A 16,673-nucleotide genomic window follows, 5' to 3' on the forward strand; every position below is an offset into this window, starting at 1 on the left:
GCGGCGCATTGCAGTTTCTATCCTCTTCCTGTAGAATAAGGTTAATTTGCTGAAACAAAGGAGAGCTGTTATGAATCGTGAATCTTTCAAATCCCGGCTTGGCTTCTTACTGGTCAGTGCCGGCTGCGCCATCGGTATTGGAAATGTCTGGCGTTTTCCCTATGTTGCCGGAGAAAATGGTGGTGGCCTTTTTGTACTTCTGTACCTCGTTTTCCTGATCCTTATGGGTCTCCCTGTCCTTACCATGGAACTGGCCGTAGGACGTGCCAGCCGCAGGAGCGCTGTACAGGCTTACCAGACACTTGAAAAAACCGGCAGTAGGTGGCATATTCACGGATGGTTTGCCATTCTTGGCTGTTATCTGCTGATGATGTACTATACCACTGTTTCCGGATGGATGATCTCCTATTGTGTAAAGTTTGTAACCGGTACCTTCCGGTCCGGCATGAGTACAGCGGATACCAGTGCTGTTTTCTCTTCGCTTCTTTCCAGTCCTCTGCAGATGGGCTTTTTCATGATCCTTACTGTCGTTGCCGGCTTTTTGATCTGCAGTAAGGGTCTGCAGGATGGGCTTGAAAAGCTCAGCAAGATCATGATGATCGCCCTGCTTTTCCTGATCATTATACTGGCCGCCCACAGCCTGACGCTTTCAGGAGCCTCCGAGGGTCTTTCCTTCTATCTGATCCCACGCTTTTCCACAGTGCAGAATGTCGGTCTTGGCAATGTTATTTCCGCTGCCATGAACCAGGCCTTTTTCACATTAAGCCTTGGGGTTGCTGCCATGGAGATCTTTGGAAGCTATATGAGTAAGGATAATACCCTGGCAGGTGAGGGAATCCGCATCTGTGCCCTTGATACCTTTGTTGCCATTATGGCAGGTCTTATCATTTTTCCCGCCTGCTTCAGCTACGGTGTTGAGGTCAATGCAGGTCCGCAGCTTATCTTTATTACATTACCAAATGTATTTGTCAATATGTCTGGCGGTCGTATCTGGGGATCCCTGTTTTTCCTGTTTATGACCTTCGCCAGCTTCTCAACCGTGATCGCCGTATTTGAAAATATTATGTCCTTCTGTATGGATATGTTTGGTATCAGCCGCAGGAAAGCCGCACTGATCAACTGTATTATCATCCTCATCGCCAGCCTGCCCTGTGTACTCGGATATAATCTCTTTAGTGATCTCCACCTGATCGGCGGAAGGGATGTACTTGACAGCGAGGATTTCCTTGTCAGCAACCTGCTCCTTCCCCTCGGCTCTCTTGTTTATCTGCTCTTCTGCGTCACGAGGTGGGGCTGGGGCTTTGACAATTATCTTGAAGAAGCTAATACAGGAAAAGGCATTAAGATCAGTCGTTTTCTAAAGCCTTACTTCCAGTTTATTCTGCCTGTACTGATCCTGATCATCCTGATCCAGGGACTTTTATAAATTTTGTATTCAAAAAGAATCCACCGGATCCTTTTTTCATATGCATGGCAGCAAAAAACTGCCGGATTCTGACCTCCGGCAGTTTTTATTTTATGACTTCCTTTCATTTCTCTCATACCAAGTTTCATTATCATCTATTTGTTATAAATTACGTTTTTTACCAAACTCTGTCTTTATAAGCTGTATCTTCATATCCTTGCTCTTGCAATATACTAACCATCCTGTCTAATACTATTTTACATGACTCCTTAAACCACTTTCTTTCCCCAAATCTTTTTATCAGCTTAGGACTGAGCACATAATATGTTTTAATGAATATCCGCCCATACCAGGATTCTGCAAGTGAATAATCTCTATATCTTCTCAAAATCCATACCTGGGGACAGTCAAAAAAACATACTCTCCGTATAATTACGGATTTCCTTATTTATTTTTACTTCCAATCATAGCACCTCCTTTTTGAGTACAAAAAAACGCCACCTGCTGTGAAGTGACGATTTGTGTATTTGATATTCTGTTTTAACGGATAAGCCAACTGTAATCTTTACGGCAGTCAAGGATATAATCCACATAAACCGTATCATCTTGGATTTGGTAAAGAACGAGATACCACTTTGCAACAAACATCTTATGATATTTATTCGTCGGTATATACGCTTCTTCAAAAAACGGAAAACGCTGTGGCATATGTTCTAAAGAACGCATTGCTTCCATAAGCTCTTGCTTTTTCACTTTGGAAGCATCTTTATTAACCTGTGCCATAAAACAAATATGTGTTCCCAACATACGCTTTGCCCTGTCGGAAACAATGACTTTATATTTTTTATCTGACATAGGCTTATACCTCTGCGATTACGTCGTCAAGGTAAGCATCGAGCTCATCAAGAGTGCAGCCGTTTCTTCCTGCTATTCTGTCTTCTTCGACAGCAAGCAGTTCTTCTCTTAGCTTCAGCATTTTTTCCCGACGGTTATAAGTTTCAATATCCATAACAACCAAATCTCCTTCACCATTCTTTGTAAGGAATACCGGCTCTGCCGTTTTACGACACATATCTGCAATCTCGTTGTAGTTCTGGCGGATTGCTGCTGATGGACGAATATTCATATTTGCACCTCCTTAAAACAGTTGTGATAGTAATATTCTAACCATATTATAATCATTTCATGCAACAGAGTCAACGAATATAGAAAAATTTACATTTACAAGCCCATCATTTCTCTTACAACACGGTCTGCCATTTTTACTGCACCCACCAGAACGAGCATATTAAAAACAAGCTCCCCGATATAGCTCCATACCATTGTAACCGCCGCCATCGTAAGATTTGCCTGTGCATCAGCATCAATCAGCAGGACTTTTTTACCCTGCTGCACCAGACTTACACCCAGATTGACCGCTGTGGTTGTTTTTCCGACACCGCCTTTCTGGTTAGTCAGAGCAATCACTTTGCAATTTGACATACTTGACTCATTTGAGGAATTAAAAACTGCAGACAATGCCACTCAGGCTCAAATGGTTATGTACAGCAAACTTTTCAAAATCAATTTTACCAAAATGGATCCATACGAGTTCAAGACCTTTACAGACATTTTGCAACGCTACTCAGACCTCTGCAAACCAGTTAAGGGAAATGGACGTGGCAAGAAGAAAAAGTAATGCTATCAACACTATTGACTAGTAAAGCTTATCTCAACCTTGGCTCCACTAGTCTCATTGGAATTAGCAAGAACAATCTTTCCTCCGTGCTCCTCAGCTACTTTTTTCGCAAAGAACAATCCTATGCCATAATGAGAGCCGCCGGTTCTGCTAGAATCATCCATGAAAAATTGCTCTGTGCCATGGGCAAGCCCTTCAGGCGTAAAGCCACTTCCGGAATCCTCAACGGTAAAGGCAAGTTCTCCGTCGCTGTAAGTAACTGTAATATTTATCACACTGCCCTTGGGCGTGTGCTCAGCAGCATTTCTCACAACATTCATGACAGCCCTGACAACATGATCGTACACGACGCTTATAACAGAGTCGCTATTTTCACTTTCCAATTCTTCCTTCCAGTTAATCTGATGCTGATAAACTTCCGATAGTCCCAAGGTCTGCTTTTTGATATCAGCCAGAACATCATAGACATTCACGTTAACAGGTGCCTGCGAAATCCCCTCCTGAGACTTCGTAACTTCTATGAGAGTCTGCACATAATTCTGAATCTGAAGTACGCTTCCTGAAATATAGTCCGCATAATTCTTCTGTTCATCCGTAAGCTCTGTCTCTAATAAAAGCTCGGAATTGCCACGTACCACCGTAAGAGGCGTCTTGATGTCATGGGCAAGCGCTGACATCTGCCTGTTCTTTTCCTGCTCGGTCTCCCACTGCTTCTGAAGTGAAGTCTTAAGCGCATATCGCATATCATCAAGCGCCACCAAACATTCATCAATCTCACGAACACCTGAATAATTGATTTCAAAATCCAAATTTCTGTCGCCAATCTGCACTAAAGCCCCCCTCATGGGAGCCATCTTCTTTCTGATTCTATATCCGAATCTCTTTGCAAAAATCTGCATAATTCCGATACAGCAGAAAAGAACGAACAACATCAAAAGTATTTCCGGGTTTGGCATATGTTCATTCATCCACAAAGATTTATACTGAGGCTTAAGTCTATACTGCAAGACAACATATTCATCCGTCCGGGGAATAACTTTATAATATTTGCCATCGCTATAATTCTTATTTGCTAATACCTTCCGTGCTGTTTCCACATCCTTTTCGCCAAGATTGCCAGAGATTACTTCCCCATCCTCTGAAAAAACAACATAATGACATACATCAGGAATTATATCCTCTGTCACTTCGTTTGCTGTTTCAATCTGTTCAAAGACTTCATTTATTCTATATTCCGCGTAGTTAGCCGGGTATATAGCACCAATATTGATAAGCACGTTAAAAGCAAAATAAGAAATGATAACCCATATAACGAGTGCAAATCCCATTAAAAAAATATAGGCCTCGAACATACTTCCAAGCCCCAGCGTACCTCTCTTGTTTTTTTTATTCTTACTCTTTACTCTTCCCATTTATATCCAATCCCCCAAACTGTCTTAATTGGCATATACTCGAAGCTTGAAAGCTTTGTTCTAATATTTTTGATATGTGTAATGATTGTGCTATCGCTACTCTCACTGTCGTAACCTAACACCTTTTCCAATATCTGTTCCTTTGAAAAAATCTGTCCGCGGTTCTTTGCCAAAAACTCGCATATGTCATACTCTGCCTTTGTAAGACTTATTTCCTTTTCATCAATCATCATCTTTCGTGCTTCAAGCATAAAGCATATTCTGCCAAGAGCAAGTCTTGCCACATGCTCACGTTTTTCTCTTCGAAGGTGTGCTCCAATCCTTGCACGAAGCTCCATTACTCCGAAGGGCTTACAGATATAATCATCTGCACCAAGGGCAAGTCCATTTACAAGACTTCCCTCATCCGTCTTTGCAGTGATAAATAAAATCGGACAATCAACCACATTTCTTATCTTCGAGCAAAGCTCAAAGCCGTCAATTCCAGGCATCATCACGTCCAGTAATATTAGGTCGAAGTGTGAGAGCTTATCCATCTCAATTTTCGTAGGTTCATCAATTTTTGTAACGGTGTGAGAGTCTTTAACAAGAATACTCTCAATCATGTTTAAAATGGCTTTTTCGTCGTCAACCGCAAGTATGTTTGCCATATTCTTTTTTCATCCTCTATTTCATTATATTTGAAGCTGATTATTCAGATATTTTACTACCCTCATAGTTTGTAGCAAAAGCAAAATATCCTGCAAAGCATACAGCAACAACTACCAGGTAAATCGGTGCATGCGACTTTATTTCAGAAAGTGCTCCCCTATCCGCAAGCTCGTATGCAAGGAATGTTTCAGGAATTCTGGCTGTCCATGAAAGTGGTACAATCTTCCAGACATACATTCCAATATCAGTAAGGAAAAGTGCACTGATAAGTCCCGAAATCAAACCTGCACCTATTGCAAAAGCTTTTCCAAAAACAAATGCAAAAATCTCAAATATCAGATAAAGTGGGATTGCGGAAAGCCACATCACAAGGACTGCTCTAACAAAAAGCCCCATTGAAGCGATACTATGTCCATGTATCATGTTAAAGCCAAATCCGAATATAACCGCCGTAAACAACAAGGCAAAGAGACCAAACACAAGTAATGTCACTACCTTAGAAAAGAGCGCTGCTGTCCTACTTCTTAAAGTAAGAAGATTTTGGAATGCCCCGGCATTTTGCTCCTGCTCCATTGTACTAGCAATGAATATTCCAATCAATACAGGAAATGCAGATCCAAGAGTCTCATAAAAAGCAGTTATCTTATCTGTTTCATTCCATCCGGAAATCGCATAATAAGCAAGAAACACTGCACTTACCACAATCGGGATTATAATATGAGCAATTATTACGGAACTTCTTTTCATCTTATAAAAATCTGCGCGAAGACATCTGGTAAACATTATTATTTCACCTCTCTTTTTTCAAACCAGTTAAGGTATAGATAAGTTAAAAGCATAAAATGGGCGAGTGCAATGAGAATTCCAGGAAGAATTACGAAGGAACTAAGAAGTGGTTCCCCTGCCTGCGCTCTCAATCCATTTGGAAGTACATGCAAAAGCGGCGTAACAACTCTCATGGATATCGCAGAGACCAGTATAAACCATTTTTCTGAAGGTGCTACGATAATTCCAAGCACATTTATAAACAGACAAACCATAAGTTCTACTACCATTCCAAATTTTTCACTTAAGAATAAGAACAGTGGTATCTGCCAAAGCTCTGTGATAGTTAGAACGACAACCGTTATAGCTGCTCCAATTACAGGAATACTTGTTGTTAAAATAGCTCCCCCCACGGTAGCTCCTGCAAAAAGTACTACATTTGATACAAGAACAAGGATTCCAAGATAAGCAATTTTCCCAAGCATCAGTTTTCTTTTTTCCATTGGAAGAGTCTTGATGTTGTAGTATCCGTTTTTCTTTTCTCTAATTACAGAAAGGTAGCTTACGATAGCAATCATACCAGGAAGAAGAAGTACATACCACCAGTTCCATGCGCTCTCTGCGTAGGCATTGGTCATTCCTAACGTAAGCACAAATGCCATTACAAGTGTAATTATTGGAAATACACCTATGAGTTTACTACTCATAGTTCTCTTTGATTTTAAAAATTCCGCTCTTATTATATTAGTCATTGCTTTAGTCCTTTCATCTAATCTGTCAGATAGTTAGTAATTTACGTTCTTTATTCGATATTCTGAAGCTTACGATTTTTCTTAACAACATCCATAAAGAGCTCTTCAAGATTCTGTCCCGGAAGAAGCTTACCTTCATATCCAAGTACTCCGTCTGAGATTATTCCGATATAATCAGCACACATCTGAACCTCTGAGAGAATATGGCTTGACAAAATCACGGTAATTCCCTGCTCAGGTAAGGTTTTTATAAGTTCTCTAAGCTCTTCAATTCCGATTGGGTCAAGTCCGTTTGTAGGCTCATCCAGAATAAGGAGCTTGGGATTTGCAAGAAGTGCAAGTGCTATTCCAAGTCTTTGCTTCATTCCCAGCGAAAACTGACCAGCCTTCTTTTTTCCTGTATTTGTAAGTGAAACTGTTTTTAAAACCTCATCGATTCGGCTCTTTGCCACCCCAAGAAGAATAGCTCTTACTTCAAGATTCTCTCTTGCTGTAAGATTTTCATAGATTGGAGGATTTTCGATGAGTGCTCCAATCTCTTCAAGAATTGCTCTGCTCCATGGCTTTCCGTCATAGATTATCTCACCATCTGTAGGCTTCATGATTCCGGTTATCATCTTTAGTGTTGTCGACTTTCCTGCTCCGTTTGGTCCAAGGAGCCCATATACACAACCCTTTGGTATATTCAGCGATACTTTATTTACCGCCTTCTGATCTTTAAATGTCTTACAAAGTTCGTTAGTTTTAAGCATCATTTCCATTATTTTTCCCTTTCCTTTACCTATATATAAATTTGTTTTTTATTTTGTTGCCATAGATATTTTTCAATCTGAAAACAGATTACAAAGAAAAAATAAAGATTTGATGAAGATTATTAGAAAAGCTTTCATATATCCATAAATAATTTGTCGCAAAAAATTAGAGGCACTCTATAAAAGAATGCCTCTTTTTATCATATCATCTTAAAATACTTAAGTGCTTCTGTGATAGCTTTCTCCTTTTCCGGAGTTGTACCCGGTCGTCTACTATTCTCTGATTTTGGCCTATTGTAATTCTCTCTTTCTATAATTCCATACTTGTCGCATCAATCTCATCCAGATTAATCTCAATCTCGATATGATCATCCGGCTTTTGTTGGGACAAAAGAACAACCGTCTCAAAGCTCATCCTCCCCCCAAACAGATCAAGGGCGCTGCCGATCGTCACATCAACCCGGTTCCTCCCAAGAAGCTTCAGCTTTTCCAGATCCTCATAGGAATGTACCCCGCCTGCATAGGTAGACGGAATTTCGCAGGAATTTCCAAGAAGGGCAGCTACCTCCGCTTCTATACCATTTGCCTTTCCTTCCACATCTACTGCATGCACCAGAAATTCATCACAGAATCCTGCCAGCTTATGCAGCGTTTCCTCATTTAACAAAACATCTGTATACTTCTGCCACCTGTCGGTTACAATATAATAGCTTCCTTCCCGTTTCCGGCAGCTTAAATCCAGCACAAGTCTGTTCTTTGAAACAGCCCTTACCATTTCCTGCAGGCGGTCATAATGAAGCTTTCCATCTTTGAACACATAAGAGGTTACGATCACATGGCTTGCACCTGCCTCCAGATATTCCCCTGCATTCTCCGGTGTGATCCCACCACCGATCTGCAGTCCTCCCGGATAGGCACGCAGTGCACTGAGAGCCTGTCTTTTCGTCTGTTCATAAAATTCTGAAGAGGGTGGGTTTAAAAGTATAATATGTCCGCCTGAAAGCTTTTTATTCTGATATAATCTGGCAAAAAAGGCCGCATCCTGCTCTGAAACAAAATTTTCCTCTGCCTGATCTCCTGCATCCTTCAGGCTTCCACCTACAATCTGTTTTACTTTTCCATTGTGGATATCAATACATGGTCTGAATTTCATTCTCTGCTCCTTTTCACACGAATTATTTTAATACAGAATGCACATAATAGCAACAGAACTGACAGTTTGCAGTTCTTAAGAAAGGCATCTTTCAGCCTTAGACAGGAGGTATTATGATGAAAGGATCGAAAAAGCTGTTAGTTGCAGCTATGCTGCTTTCTATGACATTGGCACTTGCTGCCTGTGGAAGCAGCAAAAATAACAACTCTGCAAATGATATGGCAGGGAACGCTGCAACCGGAAACAATCAGGGAACTGTCACAGGCTCCCCGGAAAATAATGCTGCAGGCACCGAGAATGGTGCAGTGAATGGCAATGACAATATCACAGATGATGTCAATGATGCAGTCAACGATGTGACTGCTGGTGATGATGGTTCTCTCCTCGAAGACGCAGGAAATGCGGTTGGAGATGCAATCGATGGTATTACCGATGGTGTCGATGATGTTGTAAACGGAGTTACAGACGGCATTGATGATATGACAGATTCCGTTACAGGAAGCAGTAACACAGGCAGTCCGGCTAATGGTAATACACGAGCTTCTGCATCCCCCTCGGCTTCACCTGTAAAGAAGTAATTACTGCCAGATTTTATTCTTATATTGGCAGAAAAAGAGCTGTCAGACAATGACAGCTCTTTTTTGGAATTTATTTTTCAATAATCGTACCATCCCGGTAAGCATCAAGCAGCAGTTCCAGTTGAGTGATGCTTTCCCGCAGCTCCCGTCCAATATCAGTATCCGCAACCAGGATCCTGTCATAGGAGGTTTCCACGATCGTAGTATCAGAGAAAATATCTGATTCATGCAGGATCGCTGCTTCTGTAGATTCGAAGGGCTCATGGGCAACCAGACGCATACCATGGGAATTGGCCACCAGTGTATAGCCCGCAATTCCGGTCTTGCTCTGATAGGCCTTGGAGAAGCCACCATCGATAATGAGCAGCTTGCCATCACACTTGATCGGTGATTCTCCCTTTTTCAGTTCTACCGGCACATGTCCATTGATGATATGGGAATTTCTGGTGCTGAGGCCAAATTCCGTCAATATCTTATTCAGAAACTCTTCATTGCCAAGCAGTGAATAATAGCTGTTCTTTACTTCCTTGTGAGTCTCCTTGTCTGCTATGAAATACCGTTCAAAGGTAGCCATCTTATCCTTGCCAAAGACCGGGGAATTAGGTCCTGCCCATATATACCAGATCAGATCCTGCGCCCGGTACATCTCGATTGGCTCATTCTTGGCGTAGTAGCCTTTTCTTGCACAATTGTCAAGCACATCATACAGCGCCTTGCCTTTATACTCCCTGCCCTCTACATTGGCAGATTTAAAATCGCCTTTCTCATCCACCGGCACACAGCCATGATACAGAAGATTGGAATTATGCACCTTGTACAGACTTCCGTTGGTATAAAGAAAACGGATGTGCCTCTGAAGCTTCTCACATTTCAGGAAGGCCTGACGCAGTCTTGCCATAACCTGCTCTTCTTCCGGAGTCAGGTTATAGGGATCATTCCTGTCCACGGTCGGGAATTCCACGTCTGACATGGCATATTCCTTATCACCGATCCGCACAGTCTTCTTATCATAATCAATTTTGTCAAGAAGCAGTCTGTCATCCATCTGAAATTCCGGATGCTTTTTGATCACCTGGCCTTCCAGCTTGAACTGCATAATGGAAATTGCCTTATGGATCTTCATGTCAAGACTCAGATCCTTGGTGTCATAGTCTGTATTAAACTTAATGGCAAAGGTATCGCAGTTTACATCCTTATAAGTCTCCATGGCAAAGGTGGCAAGCGGGATCAGATTGATACCGTAGCCGTCCTCCAGGGTATCCAGGCTGCCATATCGTGCTGCGATACGGATGACTGTCGCAATACAGGCAAGATGTCCGCAGGCAGCCCCCATCCACACGATATCATGATTTCCCCACTGGATATCCACCGAATGATACTTCATCAGCGTATCCATGATAATATGGGGACCAGGACCTCTGTCATAAATATCCCCTACAATATGCAGATGATCGATAACCAGTCTCTGGATCAGGTTGCTCAGGGCAATGATAAAGTCAGGTGCCCGCCCAATCCTGATAATAGTATGGATGATCTCATTGTAATAGCCTTCCTTATCGGAAACCTCTGCCTTTTCTGTGATCAGCTCTTCGATGATATAAGCGAAATCCTTCGGCAGAGCCTTTCTTACCTTGGATCTGGTATACTTGGAAGCCACACGCTTGGTTACCTGTACCAGCCTGTGCAGTGTGATCTTATACCAGTCTTCAATATTGTCTTCCTCCTGCATCACAAGATCCAGCTTCTCTGCCGGATAATAGATCAGCGTGGCAAGTGCTTTCTTGTCCCTGCTGCTTAAGGTATTTCCGAACACCTCATCAATCTTCCTTTTCACAGCACCGGAGCCATTCTTCAGTACATGGTTAAACTGCTCATACTCCCCATGGATATCCGTCAGGAAATGCTCGGTTCCCTTCGGCAGGTTAAGAATTGCCTGCAGATTGATGATCTCTGTAGAAGCTGCCGCAATATTAGGATACTGATGTGCAAGGCTCTTTAAATACTTTAATTCCAGTTCATTCATTTTTCCGTAGGTCACCTTATGACCCTTCCCCCGTTCAGATTAAAAAAGGAATGGCCATTTCTTCATAAAACCATTCCTTTTCTCTTACTATTTATTATCTATCACATTACTCATATTGTAAAGACCTGCAGGCTTACCTTTTAAATATTTTGCAGCCTGGACCGCCCCTTTTGCAAAAACAGCCTTGGAATAGGCACTGTGGGAAAAGGTGATCACCTCATCTGTTCCCGCAAAGATCACATCATGATCTCCTACGATAGTACCGCCTCTGACGGATGCAAATCCGATCTCCTTCTTCGGTCTTACTTCTCTTCTGGTGCTTCTGTCAAACACGTAGTCAAATTCATTGTCAAACTCTTCGTTGATCGTATCACCAAGTGCCAGCGCAGTACCACTCGGTGCATCCTTTTTCAGATTATGATGCTTCTCTACGATCTCGATATCATATCCTGCCGGTACCAGTGTTTTTGCTGCTTCCTTCAGAAGCTTTAACAGCATATTGATGCCAAGGGACATGTTGGCAGACTTCAGGATCGCTACCTTCTTTGAAACCTCTTCTACTCTCTGAAGCTGCTCCTCAGAAAGACCGGTGGTGCAAAGCACACAGGGCACCTTTTTTTCCTCGCAGTAAGTAAGCAGGTTATCTACTGCAGGTGCTGCACTGAAATCAATGATAACATCCGCCTCCGTGTCACAGTCCCTGATATCTTTAAAAACAGGAAAGGGATTCTTTCCCTCATCAAAAGCATCTACACCTGCTGCCAGTGTAATTTCCGGATCATCTGCAATCAGGGCAGCGATATTGCGTCCCATCTTTCCATTGCAGCCATGCATGATCACATTTACCATTTTCTGTTCCTCATTCTTTCCTATTAATATGGCTCTTATAAAATACCGTAATCCTTCATTGCCTTTTCAAGCTTTACCGCATTTTCTTCTTCCATCTCGCAGAGCGGCATACGAAGGATACCAGCTCCCCTTCCCTGCAGGTTCAGTGCCTTCTTCACAGGGATCGGATTTACCTCACAGAACAATGCATTGCAGAGCGGAATCGCACGAAGCTGTTCTGCACAGCTTCCTGCCACATCTCCTGCAAAGAACTTCGCACAGATCTCGTGTGTCTGTCTGGGTGCCACATTGGAAAGAACAGAGATCACACCCTTACCGCCAAGTGCAAGAAGAGGAGTGATCTGATCGTCATTACCAGAATACAGATCTACCTTACCATCTGCCAGAGACATCAGCTTCACGATCTGGCTTAAGTTTCCGCTTGCTTCCTTGACACCTACGATATTCTCTACCTCCGTGCAGAGCTTCACAACAGTTTCCGGTGCGATATTGCAGCCTGTACGGCTCGGCACATTATAAAGAATAACTGGAACCTTAACAGAATCTGCCACTGCCTTGAAGTGCTGGTATAAGCCCTTCTGGGTTGCTTTATTGTAATAAGGAGTTACCAGAAGAAGTCCGTCCACGCCGTATTTTTCGGCCTCTGTAGAAAGATAGACCGCTGTATCTGTACAGTTGGAGCCTGTTCCTGCAATGACCGGGATCCTGCCATTTACCTTCTCCACACAGTAGCGGATCACATCCAGATGCTCCTCATGTGTCAGTGTGGAAGATTCTCCGGTAGTACCACAGACGATGATCGCATCCGTACCATTCTCGATCTGATACTCTACCATTTCTGCAAATTTCTCGTAATCCACCTCACCGTTATCCTTAAAGGGTGTAACGATTGCTACTCCTGCGCCTGTAAAAACTGCCATATTAACTGCCTCCTTGAATATTATTATGTAAAAAAACAGCCGGCACAAATGGCGCCGACTTTTATCTCTTTCATCGGATAGCGCCCCATCAGAATCTGATGACAGTCATACAGCTCTTAACTGTATCCCCAAGAATCCATATGCAGTGTCTCCGAATTCTTTCGGCGTGTTTTCCTTTCATTTTCCTTCCTCTGTGCCTGCCACATCCAAAAAATTACTCTTAAAATACGCAACCTCTATCTCATCTATCAAGTTGTTCATGCAGCCATCTGCTGTCGCAGACTGAACTGCTGTTTTGTTATAAACAAATCATAGCACCTCGCCTGACTCCTGTCAATGCGCAGATGCTATGATATCCTGCTCTTGCTATTGCAAAAAATGCTTTTGTCTTACCAGCGTTTAAATTTCAATGTTTCTATCCTGGAAACCTCATCGGCGACCAGACACAGATCATCATTCAGTGAAATCCCTGTCATGATAATATCAGTTTCACCGTCCCTTGCTTCCAGTAGATTTTTCAGATCTTCCACGGTAATGATCTCATTGTCAATGAGTCCAAGTACCTCATCCAGGATCAGCAGATCACATTCTCCCGTGGTAAGCACTTTCTTGGCAAAGTTCAATCCGTTTTTAATGTTGACAATTTCTTCCTGCTTCTTATCTTCAGAAAGTGCCACAAAATCGGTCTCACTCTTTTCAAAACGGAAAATCTTGATCTCCGGCTCAAGTCTCCTGATAAACTCAGTGTCCTGCAGACCTCTGCCCTTCAAAAACTGGATGATCACAACTCTTTCACCGGCCGCTGCCGCCATCACCGCCTTGCCAAGTGCTGCCGGACTCTTGCCATGTCCATCTCCGCTGTATATATGTATCAGCCCCTGTTTCATAAACACACCTCATATGAAAATTCTATAGAAACTTACGGCTCATCATATCACAGTCAGATAAGAAAAGCAACTTTTCGCTGCTTTTCCCGGATTTTTTGAAAAAAATCATGCATGAAGAGGCGTATCCTCCGGCTCCTCCAGAAGCTCCAGCTTACTGACAGAAACTTCATAGGCGATTCTCTTTTCTGCCTGTTCCTCTGACAGCTTCTTCATATATTCCCTGCTCTGGATCCTCCCAAAGATCTCACATCTGGTCCCCACATGGAAATGATTGGCGTATCTGGCATTTCTTCCCCAGCAGATACAGGGAATATAATCACTCTTTCCATAGGGTCTGTTTACCGCAAGCAGAAGATCTGCGATCTCCCTCCCAAGCGGCGTCTTCCGGTAAACAGGCTCCTTGCAGATATAGCCATCCAGATAGATCTGATTGGTCTTTGCACTTTCTTCAATCTCATCAACAAATTCAATTTCTCTGGCAAATACAGAAAGAACCAGCCTGTTCTTTCTTTCCTCATGGCGGTTGTAGGAACGGAACTGTCCTGTGACCATGATCAGCTGTCCCCTGTAGTCAGCTTTTACATCGATCAGCCTCTCCGAGACCATCAGCGGGATAATGTCACTGGAATCGCTCAGTCTTTCCACTTTTACTTCTACCATGTAAAATCCTTCCCCGAAAATTTCATGGCTGAATGAGAAATCACTGACAATTTCTCCCATGATTACCACCTGGTTGTTTTCAATTACCTTATCTGTCATTGCTCTTCTCCTTTTACACTTTGGTTTTTCCCTGTATGTAATAAATATATATCATCTCTTTTGCCAAAGAAGAACCTTTATTTACCGCATAAAATCGACATTCTGACACTTTACAAGCCTTATTTACCGGTGTTATACTACGAAATAGTGTTTATGTCAGATGGAGGAGATTATGAAACAGAAAAGAGAAGATATCAGAAACGTTGCCATTATTGCCCATGTTGATCATGGCAAAACCACCTTGGTTGACGAGCTTTTGAAACAAAGCGGTGTCTTCCGTGAGAATCAGGAAGTAGCCGAAAGAGTGATGGACTCCAATGATATCGAACGGGAACGTGGTATTACAATCCTTTCCAAAAATACTGCGGTAACTTACAAAAATACAAAGATCAATATTATCGATACTCCCGGGCATGCAGACTTCGGCGGCGAAGTAGAACGTGTCCTTAAGATGGTAAACGGTGTTATTCTTGTAGTAGATGCTTTTGAAGGTGCCATGCCCCAGACCAAATTCGTTCTCCGCAAGGCTTTGGAATTAAAGCTTCCTGTTATCGTCTGCATCAATAAGATCGACCGCCCGGAAGCAAGACCTGATGAAGTGATCGACGAAGTTCTGGAGCTGTTTATCGATCTGGAAGCCAGTGAAGAACAGCTTGACTGTCCCTTTGTCTTTGCTTCAGCAAAGGCCGGTACAGCTTCTCTTGATATGGATGAGCCAGGTACTAATATGGTTCCTTTATTTGAAACGATCCTGGATTATATCCCGGCACCGGAAGGTGATCCTGATGCCGGTACCCAGGTTCTGATCAGTACTATTGATTATAATGAATATGTGGGTCGTATCGGTGTCGGCAAGGTAGACAATGGCTCCGTAAAGGTCAATCAGGAAGTGATGATCGTAAACCACCATGAACCTGATAAGATGAAGAAGGTCAAGATCAGTAAGCTTTATGAATTTGACGGATTAAATAAGGTAGAGATCCAGGAAGCCGGCATCGGTTCCATCGTTGCTATTTCCGGCATTGCAGACATCCATATCGGAGATACTCTCTGCCCCGTAGATAATCCGGCTCCCATCCCTTTCCAGAAGATCTCAGAGCCTACCATTGCCATGCATTTCATTGTCAATGATTCTCCGCTTGCCGGTCAGGAAGGTAAATACGTTACAAGCCGTCATCTCCGTGACAGACTGTTCCGTGAGCTGAATACAGATGTTTCCCTGCGTGTAGAAGAAACCGATACCACAGAGTCCTTCAAGGTATCCGGACGTGGTGAGCTGCATCTGTCTGTCCTGATCGAAAATATGCGCCGTGAAGGCTATGAATTTGCAGTCAGCAAGGCCGAGGTTCTTTATAAGACAGATGAAAACGGCAAGAAGCTGGAGCCTATGGAGCTTTGCTACATTGATGTACCGGAAGAATTTTCCGGCTCCATCATTGAAAAGCTGAGTCAGCGAAAGGGTGAACTGCGCAGCATGGGAAGTGCCAGCGGCGGCTACACCCGTCTGGAGTTCTCCATTCCTGCCAGAGGTCTCATCGGTTACCGTGGTGAATTTATGACAGATACCAAGGGAAACGGTATCATGAATACCGTATTTGACGGCTATGGTCCCTTCAAGGGTGAGATCCAGTACAGAAAGCAGGGTTCCCTGATCGCCTTTGAAGCCGGGGAAGCCATCACCTATGGTCTCTATAATGCACAGGAGCGTGGTACTCTCTTCATCGGTTCCGGTGAAAAGGTATACTCCGGCATGGTTGTAGGGCAGAATGGACGTGGCGAGGATATTGAGCTGAATGTCTGCAAAAAGAAACAGCTTACCAATACACGTTCCTCCAGTGCAGACGAAGCGCTTCGTCTGACACCGCCCAAGGTATTAAGTCTTGAGCAGGCTCTTGACTTCATTGATACCGATGAGCTTCTGGAGGTTACTCCGAAGAGCCTTCGTATCCGTAAGAAGATCCTGGATCCTACCATGAGAAAGCGTGCTGCCATGCGTCAGGCTTCCCTGGCAGCTCAGGCAGACAATAAATAATGAAGTGAGAAAAATCCCGGAAAGAATAACTTTCCGGGATTTCTGTTTTTATTATTT

Annotated in this window: 18 protein-coding genes and 1 riboswitch; of the genes, 3 read left to right on the forward strand and 15 right to left on the reverse strand. The window is 43.1% G+C overall.

Going from position 1 to position 16,673, the window contains the following annotated elements; translation table 11 throughout:
- Window positions 1–70: 70 nt before the first annotated feature.
- The gene (locus OCV77_RS10460) at window positions 71–1,426 is read left to right on the forward strand and encodes a sodium-dependent transporter (RefSeq protein ID WP_262575034.1); all 1,356 of its coding nucleotides are present in this window, start codon (window positions 71–73) and stop codon (window positions 1,424–1,426) included.
- Between the two features lie 157 nt (window positions 1,427–1,583).
- Here the strand turns inward: OCV77_RS10460 and OCV77_RS16825 are convergent, their stop codons facing one another.
- From OCV77_RS16825 to hisA, 10 genes are all read right to left on the reverse strand, one after another.
- Window positions 1,584–1,853 (reverse strand): CFI-box-CTERM domain-containing protein, encoded by a 270-nt coding sequence (locus OCV77_RS16825; protein ID WP_416910529.1) that lies wholly within the window; start codon window positions 1,851–1,853, stop codon window positions 1,584–1,586.
- 92 nt (window positions 1,854–1,945) lie between these two features.
- A complete protein-coding gene (locus OCV77_RS10465; RefSeq protein WP_262575035.1) occupies window positions 1,946–2,260 on the reverse strand; it encodes a type II toxin-antitoxin system RelE/ParE family toxin in 315 nt (104 codons plus the stop codon).
- 4 nt (window positions 2,261–2,264) lie between these two features.
- Complete coding sequence (locus OCV77_RS10470) at window positions 2,265–2,531, reverse strand: type II toxin-antitoxin system Phd/YefM family antitoxin (protein ID WP_262575036.1); 267 nt, start codon at window positions 2,529–2,531, stop codon at window positions 2,265–2,267.
- Between the two features lie 95 nt (window positions 2,532–2,626).
- Complete coding sequence (locus tag OCV77_RS10475; protein ID WP_262575038.1) at window positions 2,627–2,887, reverse strand: AAA family ATPase; 261 nt, start codon at window positions 2,885–2,887, stop codon at window positions 2,627–2,629.
- A gap of 207 nt (window positions 2,888–3,094) precedes the next feature.
- A complete protein-coding gene (locus OCV77_RS10480) occupies window positions 3,095–4,495 on the reverse strand; it encodes a sensor histidine kinase (RefSeq protein ID WP_262575040.1) in 1,401 nt (466 codons plus the stop codon).
- On the reverse strand, window positions 4,483–5,145 hold the full coding sequence (locus OCV77_RS10485) for a response regulator transcription factor (protein ID WP_262575041.1): 663 nt from the start codon (window positions 5,143–5,145) through the stop codon (window positions 4,483–4,485). Before OCV77_RS10485 ends, OCV77_RS10480 begins: the two co-directional genes overlap by 13 nt.
- A 40-nt stretch (window positions 5,146–5,185) precedes the next feature.
- On the reverse strand, window positions 5,186–5,929 hold the full coding sequence (locus OCV77_RS10490; RefSeq protein ID WP_262575042.1) for a lantibiotic immunity ABC transporter MutG family permease subunit: 744 nt from the start codon (window positions 5,927–5,929) through the stop codon (window positions 5,186–5,188).
- Between the two features lie 2 nt (window positions 5,930–5,931).
- Entirely contained in the window at window positions 5,932–6,663 is a 732-nt protein-coding gene (locus OCV77_RS10495) for a lantibiotic immunity ABC transporter MutE/EpiE family permease subunit (protein ID WP_262575043.1), read from the reverse strand.
- Window positions 6,664–6,713: 50 nt separating this feature from the next.
- Window positions 6,714–7,424: a lantibiotic protection ABC transporter ATP-binding protein gene (locus tag OCV77_RS10500; protein WP_317246632.1), complete on the reverse strand. Its 711-nt coding sequence runs from the start codon at window positions 7,422–7,424 to the stop codon at window positions 6,714–6,716.
- 301 nt (window positions 7,425–7,725) lie between these two features.
- Window positions 7,726–8,568 carry a phosphoribosylformimino-5-aminoimidazole carboxamide ribotide isomerase gene (hisA, locus tag OCV77_RS10505; protein ID WP_262575044.1) on the reverse strand — a complete coding sequence of 281 codons (843 nt, stop codon included), beginning with the start codon at window positions 8,566–8,568 and terminating at the stop codon, window positions 7,726–7,728.
- Window positions 8,569–8,681: 113 nt separating this feature from the next.
- Between hisA and OCV77_RS10510 the strand changes: the two genes are divergently transcribed.
- Window positions 8,682–9,146 carry a hypothetical protein gene (locus OCV77_RS10510; protein WP_262575045.1) on the forward strand — a complete coding sequence of 155 codons (465 nt, stop codon included), beginning with the start codon at window positions 8,682–8,684 and terminating at the stop codon, window positions 9,144–9,146.
- Between the two features lie 70 nt (window positions 9,147–9,216).
- Here OCV77_RS10510 and OCV77_RS10515 read toward each other — a convergent pair whose 3' ends face one another.
- The 5 genes from OCV77_RS10515 to OCV77_RS10535 all read right to left on the reverse strand — a co-directional run bounded on the left by OCV77_RS10515 (window position 9,217) and on the right by OCV77_RS10535 (window position 14,584).
- On the reverse strand, window positions 9,217–11,169 hold the full coding sequence (locus OCV77_RS10515; RefSeq protein ID WP_262575190.1) for a fructose-1,6-bisphosphatase: 1,953 nt from the start codon (window positions 11,167–11,169) through the stop codon (window positions 9,217–9,219).
- Window positions 11,170–11,256: 87 nt separating this feature from the next.
- Complete coding sequence (gene dapB / locus OCV77_RS10520; RefSeq protein ID WP_118799380.1) at window positions 11,257–12,018, reverse strand: 4-hydroxy-tetrahydrodipicolinate reductase; 762 nt, start codon at window positions 12,016–12,018, stop codon at window positions 11,257–11,259.
- A gap of 35 nt (window positions 12,019–12,053) precedes the next feature.
- Entirely contained in the window at window positions 12,054–12,938 is an 885-nt protein-coding gene (gene dapA / locus OCV77_RS10525) for a 4-hydroxy-tetrahydrodipicolinate synthase (RefSeq protein ID WP_262575046.1), read from the reverse strand.
- Between the two features lie 70 nt (window positions 12,939–13,008).
- Window positions 13,009–13,185: riboswitch (Lysine riboswitch) on the reverse strand.
- A gap of 142 nt (window positions 13,186–13,327) precedes the next feature.
- The gene (locus tag OCV77_RS10530) at window positions 13,328–13,825 is read right to left on the reverse strand and encodes a cob(I)yrinic acid a,c-diamide adenosyltransferase (protein ID WP_118799378.1); all 498 of its coding nucleotides are present in this window, start codon (window positions 13,823–13,825) and stop codon (window positions 13,328–13,330) included.
- A gap of 105 nt (window positions 13,826–13,930) precedes the next feature.
- The gene (locus OCV77_RS10535; RefSeq protein WP_118799377.1) at window positions 13,931–14,584 is read right to left on the reverse strand and encodes a single-stranded DNA-binding protein; all 654 of its coding nucleotides are present in this window, start codon (window positions 14,582–14,584) and stop codon (window positions 13,931–13,933) included.
- 172 nt (window positions 14,585–14,756) lie between these two features.
- Here OCV77_RS10535 and typA point away from each other — a divergent pair, with 172 nt between their 5' ends.
- A complete protein-coding gene (typA, locus tag OCV77_RS10540) occupies window positions 14,757–16,616 on the forward strand; it encodes a translational GTPase TypA (protein ID WP_262575048.1) in 1,860 nt (619 codons plus the stop codon).
- The last annotated feature ends 57 nt before the right edge of the window (window positions 16,617–16,673 follow it).

Origin of the sequence: Suilimivivens aceti (assembly GCF_025567405.1) — a bacterium.
Lineage (GTDB): Bacteria > Bacillota > Clostridia > Lachnospirales > Lachnospiraceae > Suilimivivens > Suilimivivens aceti.

Excerpts from the sequence above, each read along its gene's own strand:
- OCV77_RS10460 (WP_262575034.1), top strand. The coding sequence starts at position 71 with ATGAATCGTGAATCTTTCAAATCCCGGCTTGGCTTCTTACTGGTCAGT.
- OCV77_RS10465 (WP_262575035.1), bottom strand. The coding sequence starts at position 2,260 with ATGTCAGATAAAAAATATAAAGTCATTGTTTCCGACAGGGCAAAGCGT.
- OCV77_RS10470 (WP_262575036.1), bottom strand. The coding sequence starts at position 2,531 with ATGAATATTCGTCCATCAGCAGCAATCCGCCAGAACTACAACGAGATT.
- OCV77_RS10475 (WP_262575038.1), bottom strand. The coding sequence starts at position 2,887 with ATGTCAAATTGCAAAGTGATTGCTCTGACTAACCAGAAAGGCGGTGTC.
- OCV77_RS10480 (WP_262575040.1), bottom strand. The coding sequence starts at position 4,495 with ATGGGAAGAGTAAAGAGTAAGAATAAAAAAAACAAGAGAGGTACGCTG.
- OCV77_RS10485 (WP_262575041.1), bottom strand. The coding sequence starts at position 5,145 with ATGGCAAACATACTTGCGGTTGACGACGAAAAAGCCATTTTAAACATG.
- OCV77_RS10490 (WP_262575042.1), bottom strand. The coding sequence starts at position 5,929 with ATGTTTACCAGATGTCTTCGCGCAGATTTTTATAAGATGAAAAGAAGT.
- OCV77_RS10495 (WP_262575043.1), bottom strand. The coding sequence starts at position 6,663 with ATGACTAATATAATAAGAGCGGAATTTTTAAAATCAAAGAGAACTATG.
- OCV77_RS10500 (WP_317246632.1), bottom strand. The coding sequence starts at position 7,424 with ATGGAAATGATGCTTAAAACTAACGAACTTTGTAAGACATTTAAAGAT.
- hisA (WP_262575044.1), bottom strand. The coding sequence starts at position 8,568 with ATGAAATTCAGACCATGTATTGATATCCACAATGGAAAAGTAAAACAG.
- OCV77_RS10510 (WP_262575045.1), top strand. The coding sequence starts at position 8,682 with ATGATGAAAGGATCGAAAAAGCTGTTAGTTGCAGCTATGCTGCTTTCT.
- OCV77_RS10515 (WP_262575190.1), bottom strand. The coding sequence starts at position 11,169 with ATGAATGAACTGGAATTAAAGTATTTAAAGAGCCTTGCACATCAGTAT.
- dapB (WP_118799380.1), bottom strand. The coding sequence starts at position 12,018 with ATGGTAAATGTGATCATGCATGGCTGCAATGGAAAGATGGGACGCAAT.
- dapA (WP_262575046.1), bottom strand. The coding sequence starts at position 12,938 with ATGGCAGTTTTTACAGGCGCAGGAGTAGCAATCGTTACACCCTTTAAG.
- OCV77_RS10530 (WP_118799378.1), bottom strand. The coding sequence starts at position 13,825 with ATGAAACAGGGGCTGATACATATATACAGCGGAGATGGACATGGCAAG.
- OCV77_RS10535 (WP_118799377.1), bottom strand. The coding sequence starts at position 14,584 with ATGACAGATAAGGTAATTGAAAACAACCAGGTGGTAATCATGGGAGAA.
- typA (WP_262575048.1), top strand. The coding sequence starts at position 14,757 with ATGAAACAGAAAAGAGAAGATATCAGAAACGTTGCCATTATTGCCCAT.